Annotated in this window: 13 protein-coding genes, 1 tRNA gene and 3 pseudogenes; 9 read left to right on the top strand and 8 right to left on the bottom strand. The window is 59.7% G+C overall.

The features are described from left to right. The first annotated feature begins 13 nt into the window (after positions 1-13). A pseudogene (locus P6U16_RS01535) lies at positions 14-866 on the top strand (phytoene/squalene synthase family protein). 127 nt (positions 867-993) lie between these two features. Further along, positions 994-1,434 carry a hypothetical protein gene (locus tag P6U16_RS01530; protein WP_277702359.1) on the top strand — a complete coding sequence of 147 codons (441 nt, stop codon included), beginning with the start codon at positions 994-996 and terminating at the stop codon, positions 1,432-1,434. On the opposite strand, the gene trmFO is transcribed toward P6U16_RS01530, so the two are convergent. The 3 genes from trmFO to P6U16_RS01515 all read right to left on the bottom strand — a co-directional run bounded on the left by trmFO (position 1,431) and on the right by P6U16_RS01515 (position 3,710). Further along, on the bottom strand, positions 1,431-2,846 hold the full coding sequence (gene trmFO, locus P6U16_RS01525; protein ID WP_277702358.1) for a methylenetetrahydrofolate--tRNA-(uracil(54)-C(5))-methyltransferase (FADH(2)-oxidizing) TrmFO: 1,416 nt from the start codon (positions 2,844-2,846) through the stop codon (positions 1,431-1,433). The two genes, P6U16_RS01530 and trmFO, sit on opposite strands and share 4 nt — an antisense overlap. Before the next feature lie 134 nt (positions 2,847-2,980). Then, the gene (locus P6U16_RS01520; protein WP_277703966.1) at positions 2,981-3,109 is read right to left on the bottom strand and encodes a DUF1127 domain-containing protein; all 129 of its coding nucleotides are present in this window, start codon (positions 3,107-3,109) and stop codon (positions 2,981-2,983) included. Positions 3,110-3,566: 457 nt separating this feature from the next. Next, positions 3,567-3,710: a DUF1127 domain-containing protein gene (locus tag P6U16_RS01515; RefSeq protein WP_071835771.1), complete on the bottom strand. Its 144-nt coding sequence runs from the start codon at positions 3,708-3,710 to the stop codon at positions 3,567-3,569. 958 nt (positions 3,711-4,668) lie between these two features. Here P6U16_RS01515 and P6U16_RS01510 point away from each other — a divergent pair. The 4 genes from P6U16_RS01510 to tig all read left to right on the top strand — a co-directional run bounded on the left by P6U16_RS01510 (position 4,669) and on the right by tig (position 8,294). Then, on the top strand, positions 4,669-5,775 hold the full coding sequence (locus tag P6U16_RS01510) for a DUF2157 domain-containing protein (RefSeq protein ID WP_277702357.1): 1,107 nt from the start codon (positions 4,669-4,671) through the stop codon (positions 5,773-5,775). A gap of 1 nt (position 5,776) precedes the next feature. Continuing rightward, positions 5,777-6,367: a GDYXXLXY domain-containing protein gene (locus tag P6U16_RS01505; RefSeq protein WP_277702356.1), complete on the top strand. Its 591-nt coding sequence runs from the start codon at positions 5,777-5,779 to the stop codon at positions 6,365-6,367. 191 nt (positions 6,368-6,558) lie between these two features. Continuing rightward, positions 6,559-6,643 (top strand) — tRNA-Leu (locus P6U16_RS01500). A 178-nt stretch (positions 6,644-6,821) separates the two neighbouring features. Continuing rightward, on the top strand, positions 6,822-8,294 hold the full coding sequence (gene tig, locus P6U16_RS01495) for a trigger factor (protein ID WP_277702355.1): 1,473 nt from the start codon (positions 6,822-6,824) through the stop codon (positions 8,292-8,294). 135 nt (positions 8,295-8,429) lie between these two features. Here tig and sthA read toward each other — a convergent pair whose 3' ends face one another. Next, complete coding sequence (sthA, locus tag P6U16_RS01490; protein ID WP_277702354.1) at positions 8,430-9,827, bottom strand: Si-specific NAD(P)(+) transhydrogenase; 1,398 nt, start codon at positions 9,825-9,827, stop codon at positions 8,430-8,432. Positions 9,828-10,061: 234 nt separating this feature from the next. Here sthA and P6U16_RS01485 point away from each other — a divergent pair, with 234 nt between their 5' ends. Continuing rightward, positions 10,062-11,123 (top strand): magnesium and cobalt transport protein CorA, encoded by a 1,062-nt coding sequence (locus P6U16_RS01485; RefSeq protein ID WP_277702353.1) that lies wholly within the window; start codon positions 10,062-10,064, stop codon positions 11,121-11,123. Between the two features lie 12 nt (positions 11,124-11,135). Here the strand turns inward: P6U16_RS01485 and radC are convergent. The 4 genes and pseudogenes from radC to phaC form a co-directional block, all read right to left on the bottom strand. Next, positions 11,136-11,873: pseudogene (radC, locus tag P6U16_RS01480) on the bottom strand (DNA repair protein RadC); the annotation flags it as partial. 59 nt (positions 11,874-11,932) lie between these two features. After that, complete coding sequence (gene map / locus P6U16_RS01475) at positions 11,933-12,760, bottom strand: type I methionyl aminopeptidase (protein WP_277702352.1); 828 nt, start codon at positions 12,758-12,760, stop codon at positions 11,933-11,935. Between the two features lie 30 nt (positions 12,761-12,790). Continuing rightward, positions 12,791-13,510 carry a DNA/RNA nuclease SfsA gene (sfsA, locus tag P6U16_RS01470; RefSeq protein ID WP_277702351.1) on the bottom strand — a complete coding sequence of 240 codons (720 nt, stop codon included), beginning with the start codon at positions 13,508-13,510 and terminating at the stop codon, positions 12,791-12,793. A 14-nt stretch (positions 13,511-13,524) separates the two neighbouring features. Further along, positions 13,525-15,377 (bottom strand): annotated as a pseudogene (gene phaC / locus P6U16_RS01465) (poly(3-hydroxyalkanoate) polymerase subunit PhaC). 166 nt (positions 15,378-15,543) lie between these two features. On the opposite strand from phaC, the gene P6U16_RS01460 reads away from it, so the two are divergent. Together P6U16_RS01460 and P6U16_RS01455 are read left to right on the top strand one after the other, a co-directional pair. Next, positions 15,544-15,879, top strand: a complete 336-nt coding sequence (locus tag P6U16_RS01460; protein WP_277702350.1) for an SHOCT domain-containing protein — start codon at positions 15,544-15,546, stop codon at positions 15,877-15,879. Positions 15,880-16,005: 126 nt separating this feature from the next. Beyond that, positions 16,006-17,223: an LL-diaminopimelate aminotransferase gene (locus P6U16_RS01455; protein WP_277702349.1), complete on the top strand. Its 1,218-nt coding sequence runs from the start codon at positions 16,006-16,008 to the stop codon at positions 17,221-17,223. Positions 17,224-17,258 lie beyond the last annotated feature (35 nt).

Raw genomic sequence — 17,258 nt, 5'->3', positions numbered from 1 at the left:
AAAATCTCAGGACCTGAAGGCGACGAGCGCAGCTTCTGCTGGCTACAGCCTTGCCGCTTTGCGCGATACCGACCGGGACCGCTACCTTGCCTGCCTGCTGGCACCGGTGGAAAAGCGCCCGGCACTGGCGGCACTCTACGCTTTCCATGCCGAGATCGCCCGCGTTCGGGATTTGGTGCGCGAACCATTGCCCGGCGAAATCCGGCTGCAATGGTGGCGCGACGTGCTCGAAAGCGGTGGCACCGGCGAAGGTCACCCGCTGGCGCAGGAACTTCTCGCTGCGATCGCAGATTACCATCTGCCGGTCGCCGTGCTGCTCGACATGATCGATGCTCGCGTCTTCGACCTCTACGACGACCCCATGGAAAGCCGCGCCTCGCTTGAGGGCTATGCCGGCGAAACGGCCTCGGCGCTTTTGCAGTTGTCCTGCGTCGTGCTCGATCCGGCAACGGCGCCGCGGTCCGCGGAGGCTGCCGGTCATGCCGGCGTCGCGCAGACGATCGCCGGACTGCTGCTGCGCCTGCCGTTGCACCGATCGCGGGGCCAAGTCTATCTGCCGGCCGATCTTCTGACTGCCACCGGGCTGGACCGGGACGCGTTTCTTTCCGGCAGCGACCCGGCGGCGCTAGACCGGTCAGTACGCGCTTTCAGCGGTCTCGGCCGCGAGCATCTGGGCAAAGCGCGGTCCGCGGCCGCCTCGATATCGGTTCCGAGATCGACCTGCTTTCCTGACCCTTGCTCTTGCTGAGCCGATTTTCGACAGGGCGGAAAGGGCAGGCGCCGATATCCTCACCCAACCACTCGCGCCGGCGCAGTGGCGCAGGCAATGGTGGATGTGGCGCGCGTCACGCAACGGTCGATGGTAAACGTCGCTGGCGGCGTTTTGGCGCTCTGTAAACGCTGATATTCCATTCCGGCGGCAAACTGGCGCAAGTTTCGCGCATTATGGTCCGCAGTGTTATAATAGGACTGAAATTGAAAGGATCCGGCGCCATGATCTGGCCGATCGTCATCATGTGCATGCTGCTCGCAGGTATTTTCTACATGCGGATGACGGCCCGTGCCGCCAAGGAGGAAAGTGCGCCGGATGCCGGCCTTGCCATTCTCGATTTCGGCCGCGCCTTTCCCGATGAAGCCATCCGGGCAATCCACGCAACCGCGGACGGGAAATCCTTCTTCGTGCGCCTGCATGACGGCAAGGCCGGCATCATGCTGTCCCATGGGACACACTATGTCTGCCATCTGATCGAGGCGGGCAATGTCCGCGTGCGCAACGCGCCGAGCGGCCGTGGGTTGGCCGTTCATTTTATCGATTTCGATTATCTCGACGCCACCTACGAATTCCGCACGCCACAGCAGGCGGCCGAAGTCTCGCTCTGGCTGCTCGGCAGCTTTCAGCCGCAGTCCGAATTCACAGCAGCCCCGGTCGGCTAAGCGGACGCCGCCAGCCAGGCCGCGCAATCGTCCAGCGCACGGGCCGCGACCATCTGCTTTTTCACGATCGTCTTGTCCTTGCCGCGAAAACGTTTGACGCCTTCCGGCTTGACGATGGCGCCGGGTTCCAGCAGCGGGAACAGTCCGAAATTGATGTTCATCGGCTGGAACGAGCGTTTGCCCGGCTCGTCGTCGGAAACGATATGACCGCCGGTGATATGGTTGAGCAGCGCACCGAAAGCCGTCGTCACCGGCGGCAGGCTTGGCGTTGCGCCCTTGCGTTCGGCGGCGGCAAAGCGGCCGGCAAGCAGGCCGATGCTGGCGCTTTCGACATATCCCTCGCAACCGGTGATCTGGCCGGCAAAGCGAAGTCCGGGCCGCGATTTCAGCGTCAAGGACGGGTCGAGCAGTGTCGGCGAATTGATGTAGGTGTTGCGGTGCAGGCCGCCAAGACGGGCGAACTCGGCGTTCTGGAGACCCGGAATCATCCGGAACACTTCGGCCTGCGCACCGTATTTCAGCTTGGTCTGGAAGCCGACCATATTATAGAGCGTGCCGAGCGCATTGTCCTGGCGCAGCTGCACCACGGCATAGGCCTTGACACCAGGATTGTGCGCATTGGTGAGCCCCATGGGCTTCATCGGCCCGTGACGAAGCGTCTCGCGGCCGCGTTCTGCCATCACCTCGATCGGCAGGCAGCCGTCGAAATAGGGCGTGCCTTCCCATTCCTTGAAACCGGTCTTGTCGCCACTGACAAGCGCATCGACGAAGGCATTGTACTGGGCCTCGTCCATCGGGCAGTTGATATAGTCCTTGCCCGTGCCGCCGGGGCCAACCTTGTCATAGCGGGACTGGAACCAGCAGATATCCATGTCGATGCTGTCGGTGTGAACGATTGGCGCGATGGCGTCGAAGAAGGCCAGTGCATCGGCACCGGTCTCGGCCCTGATGGCATCGGCAAGTCCCGGCGCTGTCAGTGGGCCGGTGGCGATGATCGCCTGGTCCCAATCCGCCGGCGGCAAGCCCTGGACTTCCTCGCGCACGACGGTGATCAGCGGATTGTCGGCGATCGCCTTCGTCACGGCTTGCGAAAATCCGTCGCGGTCGACGGCAAGCGCACCGCCGGCCGGGACCTGGTTTGCATCTGCCGACGCCATGATCAGCGAACCGGCAAGCCGCATCTCGGCGTGCAGCACGCCGACGGCATTGCTGGTGGCATCGTCGGAGCGGAAGGAATTGGAGCAGACCAGTTCGGCAAGATCGTCGGTCTTGTGCGCATCCGTGCCGCGCACGCCGCGCATTTCATGGAGGATCACCGGGATTCCGGCCTTGGCGATCTGCCAGGCCGCTTCCGAGCCTGCAAGGCCGCCGCCGATGATATGGATGGGGGAGTGTGTCGATGTCTGGGTCATGCGGCGTTTCTTAGAGCAATGCCGGTTCAAAGGGAACCGCTTCCGATCGGTGCTGCGCAAGCCAGAATCAAAAACGGCCCAGAATCAAAAACGGCACCGCCAGGGTGCCGTTTTAGGGAGCGCTAAAGAACCGATTAACGGAACGAGCGCGAAGCGATGTTGCGGATGTCGAAGCGGGTGATGCCGATGTCCGAGAGCGCGTGGTTGGACAGGTTGCCGAGTTCGGCAACGGTGCGGCGATAGTTGATCCAGCTTTTTGCGATACAGAATCGGGTTCATGGTCTTTGTCCTTGGGAAACAATTGAGCGTGACAATCATTTGTCTGCTGCGTTGGTATCTATGTACGCCTTCCAAGGGGAAAGATGGAGTGCAAAGAAAAAGCATCTGCTATGCGTTTGTGCAATGTGTTGCTTCTTTGGTGAGCAGCGCGGGCCTTTGCCCGAAAAGGCATCATAGGTTAACGTTTCCTGAAAATGTCCGGAGATGTCCAGCAAGTCGCTGTTTTAAAGTCGATTTTTGAAAAATATTGAACTGGCCGGAAAGGTCGCGGCTATTGAGCGTACCGCCGGGACCGAAAGCGCAAATTTGAGGCACTCAGCGCTGCTTGATGGCCTGCCAACGTCCACTTCGGACATAAAAAAACGCCCGCCGGAATTGTCCGGAGGGCGTTTGATGCAAGCGCTACCTGAGCCGGAAAATGCCGGCGGCTGCGCGATCGTCTTACTTAATGGCCTTGCGGGCAACGTGCGAAATGTCGCCGCGGCCGATGCCGAGGTCGTTCAGTTCGCGGTCGCTCATGCGGCCGAGTTCGTTGCAGGTCTGACGATACTTGCGCCAGTTATTGAACGAGCGAGCGAGGTTCATGATCCCAATCCTTTCGAGGGTCAATGTGCCAGCACTTGTCTTGGCTGGCCTTCATCTGATGATGGGAATATACGCCGATCGACCGCAAAAAACAGAGACGATGCTGCATCGCACCCATGCGCTGAATGCAGGGCTATTTCCGATTCTGCTAAATCTTTTTTAACGATGAGGCGCTGCATGAGATTACGCGGTGCGCACATGCCCGAGGCTGACAAAAAACAACGCCCGCTGGGGAGGAAATCCATCGGGCGTTGCTATTCTGATCGGCAACCGGGAGGAGGAGTGTTGCCGGACCCATCGGGTGCGCTTGGGAGGAGGAGTGCGCCGACCCGAAGTCTGAGCATAAGATAGGTGCTGACTGCCAGGCTGTGTAGCGCAATTGAGGAATAGCACCGTTGCATTCAAAGCATAGCGGCGGCGGCGGCCGGGTATTATTGCTCAAAATCTAGTCGATTCCGGTGGCCTCGTGATGCCGCCCGACAGAACGAATAACGCCCGCTGGGGAGGAGATCCAGCGGGCGTCATTTGAGACGATTGGCAACCGGGAGGAGGAGCGTTGCCAATCAGAACGGAGCGACACTGGGAGGAGGAGTGCGTCGCTCCGAATTCCATCACGGACATTTGTCCGGGCCTTTGTCTGTTCTTGTCAGGTACGGCTGGCCTGCGCCGCTTTCCAAGGGGCCTCGTTCTATAGGCGCCCGTTATGTCTCGGTCTGAATATAGGATCAGGATTTGGGTAGTTGCAGTGGCTTCTCATCATGGAAGTCCTGCGCCGGTCGCATGACCGTATCCGTCGTTGTGCTCTGTTCGCTTACATTGAGAATCGCATGAAACTCTTTACGATTGGTTAACGACGATTGAAGGTCTGCCGCCGAACGACGGAAGCGTCAGTACAGGCCGCCCCATTGTATTTTCGTCCGGGATTCGCTTAGGTCTGTCGTGAATATGGGGGACGGGAATGTATCGCGGACGGATCGAGCGGGATTTTGCGCTTTGGGTATCGAAAGGCCTCGTGTCTGCGCCGGCAGCGGAGGCGATGCTGACGGAATATGACGCGCGGGAAAGCAGTTTCAGCGTCGGACGCGTGCTGCTGACACTTGCTGCCGTCCTTCTTTCCGCGGCTATCCTGCTGCTGGTGGCCGCCAATTGGGAAGCGCTGCCGCGGATCGCCCGTGTCGCCGGCATCGGCGCGCTGATCTGGATCTTCTATCTCTCGGCCGCACTCTGCCTTGGTCGCGGACTGAATCGCATCGCGGCTGCTCTGTTGGTCATGGGCACCATGACCTTCGGCGGCGCGATCGCTCTGATCGGGCAAATGTATCATCTGTCGGGCGATTCTGTGGATGCCATGCTCGTCTGGTTCGCCGCCGCATGCGTCGCCACGGTTGCCTTTCGCTCCGGCGCTTTGACGGTCGTCTCCGGGTTCCTGTCCTGGGCGGTCTTCGGCGTGCTGATCGTGGAAAATGAAACGACGTTCGAGGGCAACGGCGTCATCTATCTGGTTCCCTTGTTCTGCGTCATCGTGATCGCACTGGTCTGGTACACGGGCGCCAATCGGGCGCGGCACCTGGCCTATCTGTTGATGCTGGGCTGGCTCGCCTGGCTTTACATCGAGATTTCTGAGCAGTGGCTCGCGGTGATATTCTTTATCGTCGGTCTCGTTTGTTTCCTGGCTGCAAGCCTGCCGATCTCGCCGCTCTACAGGCTGGCGCGCGAGGCAGGCGCAGCCCCGTCTTTCTATTCTTTCCTGCTTGCGTTCATCGGATTGGCTGCCTTGCATATCGAGGTCGATGGCCTCGGTGCGGATATTGCGATCGGCGCCGTGACGCTCGCCGTATCGCTGGCCGGCATCGGCATTGCCGGGCGCATGAATGGCGCGGTGCGTTATCTCGGTTATGCCGTCTTTGCCGGGGAAACGCTCTATCTCGCCTCGGAAACGCTTGGCTCCATTCTCGGAACATCCGGCTTTTTCCTTATCTCCGGTGTCGTCGTGGCCTTGATTGCCTGGATCGTCATCCGCCTGGAAAAACGCCTATCGGCCAAGCCTGTTGCAGAGGGGATCTAAGATGCTGTCGTTGTCCCGCACGCCGCTGATCCGCCCGCTTTTTGCCGCGATTCTCGTCGCCCTGCTGCAGACGGCTTTCCTTGGTTACATGATTGAAAGCCGCGCCTCGATCCTGCGCAACGGAACCGATGTCGTCCTGAAAACCGTTCCCGTCGATCCACGCGATCTGCTGCGCGGCGATTATGTGATTCTGGCCTATGACATCTCGACCATTGCTGCCGACAAGGTAACCGGCGGCTTTCCGAAGGAATCCACGGATGCGCAGATGTCGGTCCGGCTGGAAAAGCAGGCGGACGGTTTCTGGACTGTGTCGGAAGCCTCGTTTGCCGATCTGACGGCAAAAGACGGATCGGTGATCGCCCGCACGCAGCCCTTCTTCTACTATCCGACGCCGGACGCACCGCAAGCGGCGATCAGCGTCGAATACGGCATCGAGCGCTATTATGTGCCGGAAGGCGAGGGGCTGGTTTTGGAAGAGGCCCGCAATGCCAGTGCCCTGTCTGTTACGGCCAGCGTTGATGATAAGGGGACCATGCAGATCCGCCTGATCGCCGTCGATGGGAAGCCGCTCTATGAGGAGCCGCTCTATTAATACGCTTCTGTGACATCATCGGGCGACAGCATGCACTGTTTCCGCATTTTTCCTTTGATCCGTGGAAAACGGGTGATATAGAGACGCCGCGCTCGGGAACGCCTTTGACCCTGTGCGTGGCTATTTGCTGGCGCTTTGTTGCCGCGACGGGCTACGGATATGTAGAGATCAGGCGGTTCGGTGTTCTGAACGCGGGTATGGTGAAATTGGTAGACACGCCAGATTTAGGTTCTGGTGCCGCAAGGCGTGGGAGTTCAAGTCTCTCTACCCGCACCAGAATAAAGGGATGCCGAGGACGGTGAGTCTTTGGCGTCGGTCGAGGACAAAGTGCCATTTTGCTTGCAAAACGGCCACCGAATTGCGTAAAGCCACTCCCGGCAAATGGATCGGCTCAGGTGCTTTTCAGAAAAAGAACACCGACAGGGCCCTGTCAACGTGAAATGAAGGTTTGAACATGCAGGTTATCGAAACGCTCGCTGAAGGGCTGAAGCGCGAACTCAAGGTCGTCATTCCGGCCAAGGACATGGAAGCTCGGATGAACGAGCGTCTCGCCGAAACCAAGGACAAGGTCCGCATCAATGGTTTCCGTCCGGGCAAGGTTCCGGTCGCGCATCTGAAGAAGATGTACGGCAAGTCGATCATGGCCGAGCTCGTCAACGAACTGGTGCGTGAAAAGCCGACCGAAATTCTGAGCGGCCGCGGCGAGAAGTCGGCGACCCAGCCGGAAGTCGCGATGACCGAGGACGAGGCCGAAGCCGAAAAGATCCTGAACGCCGAAGCCGATTTCGAATTCACACTGGCCTATGAAGTGATCCCGGCGATCACCCTCAAGGACACGAGCGGCATTAAGGTCACGCGCGAAGTCGTCGAGATCGACGAATCGGAAGTCACCGAGCAGATCCTGAAGATCGCCGAAAGCGCCCGCACCTATGAGACGAAGAAGGGCAAGGCCGCCAATGGCGACCGCGTCACGATCGATTACCTCGGCAAGGTCGATGGCGAAGCCTTCGACGGTGGAAAGGACGAGGATGCCGAACTGGTTCTCGGTTCGAACCGTTTCATCCCGGGCTTCGAAGAACAGCTCGTCGGCCTCAAGGCTGGCGACGAAAAGGTCATCACCGTGACCTTCCCGGCTGAATATCCGGCTGCAAACCTTGCCGGCAAGGAAGCGACCTTCGATATCTCCGTGAAGGACGTCGCAAGCGCCGCCGAAGTCGAGATCAACGACGAACTGGCGACAAAGCTCGGCCTGGAATCGGCTGACAAGCTGAAGGAAATCGTCCGCGGCCAGATCGAAAGCCAGTACGGCTCGATGACCCGCCAGAAGGTCAAGCGTCAGATCCTCGACCAGCTCGACGAACTCTACCAGTTCGACACGCCGCAGCGCCTCGTCGATGCCGAATTCGAAAATATCTGGCGCCAGATCAACACCGACCTCAGCCAAGCCGGCAAGACCTTCGCCGACGAAGATACGACGGAAGAAGATGCCCGCGTCGAATACCGCAAGCTCGCCGAGCGCCGCGTGCGCCTTGGCCTCGTTCTCTCGGAAATCGGCGAAAAGGCCGGCGTCCAGGTGACCGACGAGGAAATGCAGCGTTCGCTCTATGAGCAGCTTCGCCAGTTCCCCGGCCAGGAAAAGGAAATCATCGACTACTTCCAGAAGACCCCGGGTGCAGCCGCTTCGCTGCGCGCCCCGATCTTCGAAGAAAAGGTCGTCGATCACCTGCTGGCCGAAGTCTCGGTCACCGACAAGACGGTGACCAAGGAAGAACTGATGGCCGACGACGAGGAAGAAACCTCGTCCGACGCGAAGAAGGCTGCGCCGAAGAAGAAAGCCGCCAAGGCCGAAGCCGCTGAAGGCGAAGAAGCCGCACCGAAGAAAAAGGCTGCTCCGAAGAAGAAGGCCGCTGACGACAGCGCCGAATAATCTTCCGGACTTTATTGTGCAGAAGGCCGTCCCATTGGGGCGGCTTTTTGCGTTTGTGTCCTGTGAAAATTGTTTCTTCCAACAAAAAAGCCGCCTAGTAAGGGCGGCTTGTGTCGTGGCTCCGAGTGCTGGTACTTACTTCGGTTCGCCCATGCGGTTTGAGGCATCCAGCCCGGCTATCTTGTAGGCCTCGGCAAGCGTCGGATAGTTGAAGGTGTTTTCCACGAAATATTCGACCGTGCCCTTCAGGTTCAAGACCGCCTGGCCGATATGGACAAGCTCGGTTGCACCTTCGCCGACGATATGGACGCCAAGCAGGCGGCGGGTCTTTAGCGAGAAGATCATCTTGAGCAGGCCGGAATCCAGCCCCATGATGTGGCCGCGCGAGGTTTCGCGGAAGCGGGCGATCCCGCATTCATAAGGAATGCCGCGTTCCTTGACTTCCTCTTCCGTCAGGCCACAGGTCGAGATTTCCGGGACGGCGTAGATGCCGTAGGGGAAATATTTCGGCGGTTCCTTGGCGATGACGCCGACGGCGACGCGGGCGGCGATCCGGCCCTGTTCCATCGATGTCGAGGCAAGGCTCGGAAAGCCGACGACATCGCCGGCTGCGTATATGTTCGGGACGGACGTCTGGAAGGTTTCCGGGTTGACGCTGAGACGGCCGCGGCTGTCGGCTTCGAGCCCGGCCGCTGCAAGGTTCAGCGTATCGGTGGCGCCCATGCGACCGGCGGCAAACAGCACCATTTCGCAATTGATGATGCGCCCATTGTCGAGCGTGACCGAACACTTGCCATCCGCCAGCTTTTCCACCTTGGTAGCCTTCTGGCCCAGCATAAGCTTCATGTTGCGATCGCGCAGCTGATAGGTGAAATCCTCGACAATTTCCTTGTCGATGAAATCGAGCATCGTCGACTTCGGGTCGATCACCGTCACCGCGGTGTCGAGGGCGCTGAAGATTGTCGCATATTCGATGCCGATGACGCCGGCGCCGATCACCACCATGGAACGGGGCAGGTCGGTGATTTCCAAGAGCTCGTCACTGTCGAGGATCGATTTGTGGTCGAACGGGATATAGTCAGGACGAAACGGCTTGGTGCCGACGGCCAGAAGGATGCTGGTCGCGGTCACTTCGACCCGCTCGCCATCGTCCTTGATGATTTCCAGGCGCTGCGGATCAAGGAAACTCGCCTTGCCGCGAATGTTGTGAACGCGGTTGCGGGCAAACTGGTGTTCCAGCACCTCGACTTCATGGTCGAGCGTGATCAGCAAGCGCCGGCGCAAGTCGTCCGCACTGATCTCCTGCTTGACCCTGTAGGCGCGGCCATAAAATCCCCGTTCGCGCCAGCCGGTGAGGTTGAGCGCGGTTTCCCGCAGTGTCTTCGACGGGATCGTGCCGGTGTGTACGGAGACGCCGCCCACCCGTTTTCCCTGCTCGATGACGAGAACCTTCTTGCCGAGCTTTGCGGCCTGAATGGCGCCGCGACGCCCCGCTGGCCCGCTGCCGACAACGACTAGATCGTACTGGGTCATGAAACGCTTCCGGTGAAGAGGAGAGAATCGTTGTGCAATGCGGCAAATGTCGCGCACAAGAGTCTATAGCGTCAATCTTACAGTTTCATAAACCGTTGTAAGCAGGCGCTGGACAGACGGATGGTTATTTCGGGCAAAGCGCATATAATTCCGGGTATGGGCCGGAGAGGCGCACTTCAAGTCATGATGGGGATGCTCCCGCCATGACCTGATGTTGGTGAAGGGAGACGGACGATGGCCTTGCAGGATAGGGAGAGTGCGCGTGGCGATGCTAAACCGCACGTCGTTTGGCCAGAGCCGGCACCGTCAGTAAAACCCTGCAGCCGGCCGGGTGTCATTGCCGCCGCCGCCTACGAAAACGGCCAGCGTGTCGGCGATATCGAGATCAAGGACGCGCACAAATGGAAGGGCAGGGACAAGGCGGTGGTCTGGATCGGCCTGCATGAGCCGGACAACGAGCTGTTGCGCGAGGTCCAGGCGGAGTTTGGCCTTCACGATCTGGCGATCGAGGATGCGAGCCATGCACATCAGCGTCCCAAGCTTGAGATCTATGGCGATTCGATCTTCGTTGTGGCGCGCACCGCGCATATGAACAAGGACGAGATCGTCTTTGGCGAAACCCATCTGTTCGTTGGCCGCGGTTATGTGGTGTCTGTTCGTCATGGACCATCGACCTCCTACAACCTGGTGCGGCAGCGCTGCGAGGCCTCGCCGGCTTCGCTCGCGCATGGAGAGAATTACATCCTCTATTCCATCCTCGATTTTATCGTGGACAATTACATGCCGGTTCTCGAAGGCATCCATTCAGAGGTCGAGGAACTGGAGGAGCGCCTCCTGCGCGAGCGGCTGGACAAGAAGGATATCGAGCGGCTCTACATGCTCCGTCGCAGCCTGTTGCGCCTGCGCAATGCCGTGGTCCCGCTGGTCGATGTCTGCCGGCGGCACGAGCATCTCGATCTGCCCGGCATGGACGCCACGCTGCACGCGCTGTTCCGCGATGTCACCGACCATGTCCGCCGGGTCCAGGAGGATATCGACACGCTGCGCGAGGTGCTTGCCTTCACCTTCGAGGCGAGCCTGATGATCGGCCAGTCCGAGCAGACGGAAATTTCCCGCAAGCTCGCATCCTGGGCAGCGATTCTTGCCGTTCCAACCGCGGTCGCCGGCATTTACGGGATGAACTTCGATGACATGCCGGAATTGAAGATACGCTACGCATACTTCGTGGTGCTGCTGTTCATCGCCTTTGTCTGCGGCACGCTCTATCGCATGTTCCGTAAGGCCAAGTGGCTCTGAGTTTTTCTGTCCTCAGATGAGCCTGAGCCCCTTGAGGCTGGCATGGCCGTCCTTGCCGATGATGATGTGATCGTGAACGGTGATGCCGAGCGGCTTGGCCGTGTCGATGATCATCTTGGTCATTTCTATATCGGCGCGCGACGGCGTCGGGTCGCCGGACGGATGATTGTGGACGAGGATAAGAGCGGTCGCCGAGAGTTCCAGCGCGCGCTTGACCACTTCGCGCGGATAGACCGGCGTATGATCGACGGTACCGGTCTGTTGCACCTCGTCGGCGATCAGGGCATTGCGCTTGTCGAGAAACAGGATGCGGAATTGTTCGCGTGTCTCATGCGCCATCGCGGCATGACAATATTCGATCACCGATGACCAGGAGGCGAGCACCTGCTTGCCCTTCAGCTCGCTTTTCAGCATCCGGTGCGCCACGGTCGCCACGAGTTTCAAATCGAGCGCCACGGCCTCGCCTATGCCCTTGACCTCCTGCAGCAGTGCGGGCGGCGCGCCAAAGACGCCGGCGAGCGTGCCGAAACGGTCGAGCAGGGCCTTGGCGATGGGTTTGGTGTCGCGGCGCGGGATCAGCCGGAACAGCAGCAGTTCAAGGATTTCGTAGTCGGCGAGCGCCGTGTCTCCATTGTCGCGGTAGCGTGTGCGAAGCCGCTCCCGGTGGCCGTGATAATGTGCGTCGTCGGCCGCTTTTGCCGGCGCGTCGAGGTTCAGGCGCTTTGGTTGCTGCTCTGCGAAAAACCCCTTTCGTCCGCCGGCTGCGCAATCTCGCTATCGGAAGTGGAGGGGGCTTTGTCATGAAATCCTCAAGCTGGGAGACCGGGTCGGTCGAGCCCACCCGGAGACAGGGTGAAGATCTCGTAGCCATCAGCCGTGACCGCAACCGTATGCTCGTATTGCGCCGACAGCGACCGATCACGCGTTACCGCCGTCCAGCCATCCTGCAGCACCTTCACATGCGGCCGGCCAAGATTGATCATCGGCTCTATGGTGAAGATCATGCCTTCGCGCATCTCCGGCCCCTCATTGTCGCGGCCGTAATGCAGAATATTGGGGGCATCGTGAAACAACCGACCGACGCCATGGCCGCAGAAGTCGCGGACAACAGAGCAGCGCTCCGCTTCGGCATAGGTCTGGATTGCCTGGCCGATCGCGCCGGTCTTTACGCCGGGCTTGACGGCGGCAATGCCGCGCATCAGGCATTCATGCGTGACTTCAAGCAACCGTTCAGCGGCCCGCTTGATCGTGCCGACCGGATACATGCGGCTGGAATCGCCATGCCAACCATCGATGATATAGGTGACGTCGATGTTGACGATGTCGCCCTCGCGCAACGGCTTTTCGTCGGGAATGCCATGACAGACGACATGGTTGATCGATGTGCAGGAGGATTTCGTGTAGCCGCGATAGTTGAGCGTCGCGGGCAGGGCGCCATGGTCCATGCCGAAATCGAAGACGAAACGGTCGATTTCGTCGGTTGTCACGCCCGGTTTGACGAACGGCGCAAGTTCATCAAGGCAACGCGCCGTCAGCTGGCAGGCGCGACGCAGGCCCTCGAAATCTTCCGGCTTGTAGAGGCGGATGACGCCGGTGTTCTTGAGAGGGGCGGCAGACGCCTCGATATAGGTCACCATTGCTGAACTTTCAGTTGTCTTTGCAAATTGTCATAGATCAGCAAAGGCGGGTTCGTCCATGGCGATCAGCCCATCCGGCGCAATTTGCTGCGGGGAAACCCTGCATTTCAAGGCAAATGCCTCGACGCCGCGCGTGACCGCCCTGCGGAACGCCTTGGCATAGATCGGATCGAGATCGCCGCAGATGCGGAAGCGGTCGCAATCGTCCCGTTGAATGAGGTAGAGCATGATGCCGCGATGGCCCGCTTCCACCATGTCGCCCAGTTCTTCCAGATGTTTTGCGCCACGCGCCGTCGGACTGTCGGGAAATTCCGCCAGGCCCCGGGCGCGGCTGAAATGCACGTTTTTCACCTCGACATAGGCAAGCCCCATTTCCTGATCCGAGAGCAGCATGTCGATGCGCGAATTGCGGCCGTATTTCTGTTCGCGATGGAGTGTCGCATAGCGTGCAAGATTGCCGACCTGTCCAATCCTGATTGCTACCTCGGCAATCCGGTTGGGCAGGCCCGTATTGATGCCGACGACGGTGTCGCCGACGCTGACCAGTTCGAGCATGTACCGGTGTTTGCGCGTCGGGCTGTCATGCTCGGATAGCCAGATCCGTGAACCCGGCGTCGTCAGTCCGCGCAGGGACCCGGTATTGGGACAAAAACCGGTGATGGCGCTGCCGTCGTCGAGAACGGCGTCGAACAGAAAACGCTTGTAGCGCTGCACGAGGGTGGCCGGCACCAGCGGCGTCTGGAAGATCATGCGCTGCTGTACCCTCAGGCGCGGGCGCGAACGTAGGAACCCGGTGCTTCCTCGAGCGAATTGAGCTTGCCGCCGGTCTTGCGCGCCGGCACACGCTCGCCCTCTAGGGTTTCGATCCAGGCCTGCCAGTGCGGCCACCAGGAGCCGGGCGTTTCATGCGCGGACTTGACCCAGTCTTCGAAGGCGCCTTCGACCTTGCCGCCTGTCCAGAACTGGTATTTGCCTTTGTCCGGCGGGTTGACGACGCCGGCGATATGCCCGGAACCGGCCATGACATAGGTCACGTCACCTCCGAAGAAATGGCTGCCGACAAAGACGGATTTCGCGGGCGCGATATGGTCTTCCTTGGCGGCCAGGTTGTAGATCGGGATTTCGACGTCCTTCAGCGAGATCGTCTTGCCGGCAAGCATCATCTTGCCCTTGGTCAGATTGTTCTCAAGATAGCAGTTGCGCAGATAGAAGGAATGGTTTGCCGCTGGCATGCGCGTCGAATCGGAATTCCAGTAGAGCAGGTCGAAGGGCATGGGATCCTGGCCCTTCAGGTAATTGTTGACGAAATAGGGCCAGATCAGATCCGAGGCGCGCAGCATGTTGAAGGCGGTCGCCATCTTCGATCCGTCGAGATAACCCGTCTCCTTCATCCGTGCCTCGATCTGGGCGATCTGCTCCTCGTCGACAAAAACCTTGAGGTCGCCGGCATGGGTGAAATCGACCTGCGTCGTGAACAGGGTGGCTGAACGGATGCGCCGGTCGCCTTCCTGCGCATGCAGGGCAAGCGTGGCAGCAAGCAGGGTGCCGCCGACGCAATAGCCGATCGCATTCACCTCTTCCTCGCCGGTCGCAGCCTTGATGGTGTCTAGCGCAAAGCCGATGCCTTCGCGGGCGTAGGATTCCCAATCCTTTTTCGCGTGCCGCTCATCCGGGTTGACCCAGGAGATGACAAACACCGTCTGGCCCTGGTCCACGGCCCATTTGATGAAGGACTTCTGCGGATTGAGATCGAGCACGTAGAACTTGTTGATCCAAGGCGGGCAGATTAGAAGCGGCCGCTTCAACACGGTCTCCGTCGAGGCATCGTATTGGATGATCTGGCAGACATCGCTCTGGGCAATGACCTTGCCGGGCGTGATCGCGATGTTTTCGCCAACCGCGAATTTGCTGGTGTCTGTCTGGCGCAGGCGCAGGTCGCCCTTGCCGGCAACGATATCCTCCGCCAGCATCTGCATGCCCTTGACCAGATTGGCGCCGCTGGAGGCGACCGTCTCCCGGTAAAGCTGCGGATTGGTCGTTACGAAATTCGCCGGCGACAGCGCGCTGGAAATCTGCCGGACGTAGAAGGCGGCCTTGTGGCGGGTGTGTTCGTCCAGCCCCTCAGCATCACGCACCATCTTGTCGGCCCAACTCGACGTCACGAAATAGGCCTGCCGCAGAAAATCGAAGAACGGGTTCTTCACCCAGTCAGCGTCCGAGAAGCGCTTGTCATTGCGTGGTATATCGGCGGGCTCAGCGATGGTTTCGCCGCTCATCTTCTGCAGGGTTCGTGACCAGATCGAGAAATAGCTGCCGAGCAGGTAGGTTTGCGCTTCCAGCGTCCGACGCGGGTCTGATAGCCAGTATTCGGAGACTTTCGACAGGGTTTTTACCATGTCGACGACCGGTTCGGCGACGAGATCGGTTTTTCCCCGCTTTCCCGCGGCGCGAGCCACGCGGACGCTGCCTTGCCGAGTTGCTCGACGGTGCGGGCGAGGTTGACGGCAAAGGCTTCCGGATCCTTGACGATATAGGGATCGACTGATTTCGGGTCGAAGTTGCCGAAGCCATCGGCGGTTTTGCCGGTCTGGCTATCGGCCTTCCTGTCTTCTGCCACCCGGCTTCCTCCACAGTCTCTTGTTTATTTTGTCTTTTTACATTCTGCCTTAAAATGATTACAAGTGCCAGCGCATGTTGGATCGTCTTGATGTCAGTTGGTTTGCGACATGCGGGCGGAAATGGGATCAGCAGGGGTCGTTATGAACAAGACGGGGAAATCAGCGGTGATCCGGATCGTAGCGGCCGCAGGACTGGCGGGCTTTTCGCTGATGGCGAGCGGCTGCGGCTCGACATCCTCTAACGAGCAGCCTTCGATCTATTCGGCAACGATGAAGCCCGTCAATCCGGATGTCTATCCCGTAATCGAAGGCGCACGACCCGCGGCGACCGCACAAATGAGCAATGATGAAGCGGCCGGCCTTCAGGCGCATCTGACGGCCTTGGGTTCGGCCCGAGCCTCAGGTTCGATATCGGAAGCGGAATACCAGCGCCGCAAGCGTGAATTGCAGGCTCTGGCGGCCAATCACGGTGCCGACACCCTGAAGCAGATACAGAATTAGCACTTGCGTTTCGACTGAATTGGACGCAAAGCGTTTCATGGCCGCGTGGGCCTGATTGCACCGCGCGTTTCTCCTTGCCCGCATGATTCTCAAGAGCATGGAGACCGCGCAAGACGAGGTTTAGAGATGGAAGAGTTTCACAAAGTCCGGCGTCTGCCGCCTTACGTTTTCGAACAGGTCAACCGTTTGAAGGCAAGCGCGCGAGCGGGCGGAGCGGACATCATCGATCTCGGCATGGGCAATCCCGATCTTCCGACCCCGCAGTCGATCGTCGACAAGCTGTGCGAGGCCGTTCAAGACCCGCGCACCCATCGCTATTCCTCCTCCAAGGGCATTCCCGGTCTTCGCCGCGCGCAGGCTGCCTATTATGCTCGCCGCTTCGGCGTGAAGCTCAATCCCGATACGCAGGTCGTGGCAACGCTCGGTTCCAAGGAAGGCTTTGCCAACATGGCGCAGGCGATTACCGCGCCTGGTGACGTAATCCTTTGCCCGAACCCGACCTATCCGATCCACGCCTTCGGCTTCCTGATGACCGGCGGCGTCATCCGTTCGATTTCGGTCGAACCGGACGATACATTCTTCCCACCGCTGGAACGGGCGATCCGCCATTCGATCCCCAAACCGATCGCACTGATCATCAACTACCCATCGAACCCGACGGCGCATGTCGCAACGCTGGATTTCTACAAGGAAGTCGTTGCCTTCGCGAAGAAACACGACATCGTCATCCTGTCCGATCTCGCCTATTCCGAAATCTACTTCGACGGCAATCCGCCGCCGTCGGTGCTTGAAGTTCCTGGTGCCATCGACAACACGGTGGAATTCACGTCCATGTCGAAGACCTTCTCGATGCCCGGCTGGCGCATGGGTTTTGCCGTCGGCAACGAGCGCCTGATTTCGGCCCTGACGCGGGTCAAGTCCTACCTCGACTACGGCGCCTTCACGCCAATCCAGGTGGCCGCGACCCACGCTCTGAACGGCGACGGGGCCGACATCGCAGAAGTGCGCAACATCTACAAGCGCCGCCGCGATGTGATGGTCGAGAGTTTCGGCAAGGCGGGCTTCGAAGTGCCGCCGCCGGCCGCCACCATGTTCGCCTGGGCGAAGATCCCGGAAAAGTTCCGGCATCTCGGCTCGCTGGAGTTTTCCAAGCTCCTGGTCGAGAAGGCCGACGTTGCCGTGGCGCCGGGTATCGGTTTTGGCGAGATGGGCGACGACTATGTGCGTCTGGCGCTGGTCGAGAACGAACACCGCATCCGCCAGGCGGCGCGCAGCATCAAGAAGTTTCTCTCGACAGCCGATGATACGTTGCACAACGTCATCTCGCTGAACGCTCATCGCTAGGACACGGGGCTCCCGTCGTCTCCGCTGAAATGCTC

This window comes from Rhizobium sp. 32-5/1 (genome assembly GCF_029537235.1).
In the GTDB taxonomy this organism is placed as follows: Bacteria; Pseudomonadota; Alphaproteobacteria; order Rhizobiales; family Rhizobiaceae; genus Pararhizobium.
The sequence above is the reverse complement of the archived record's forward strand: the minus strand, read 5'-3'. Positions and strand labels throughout refer to the sequence as shown.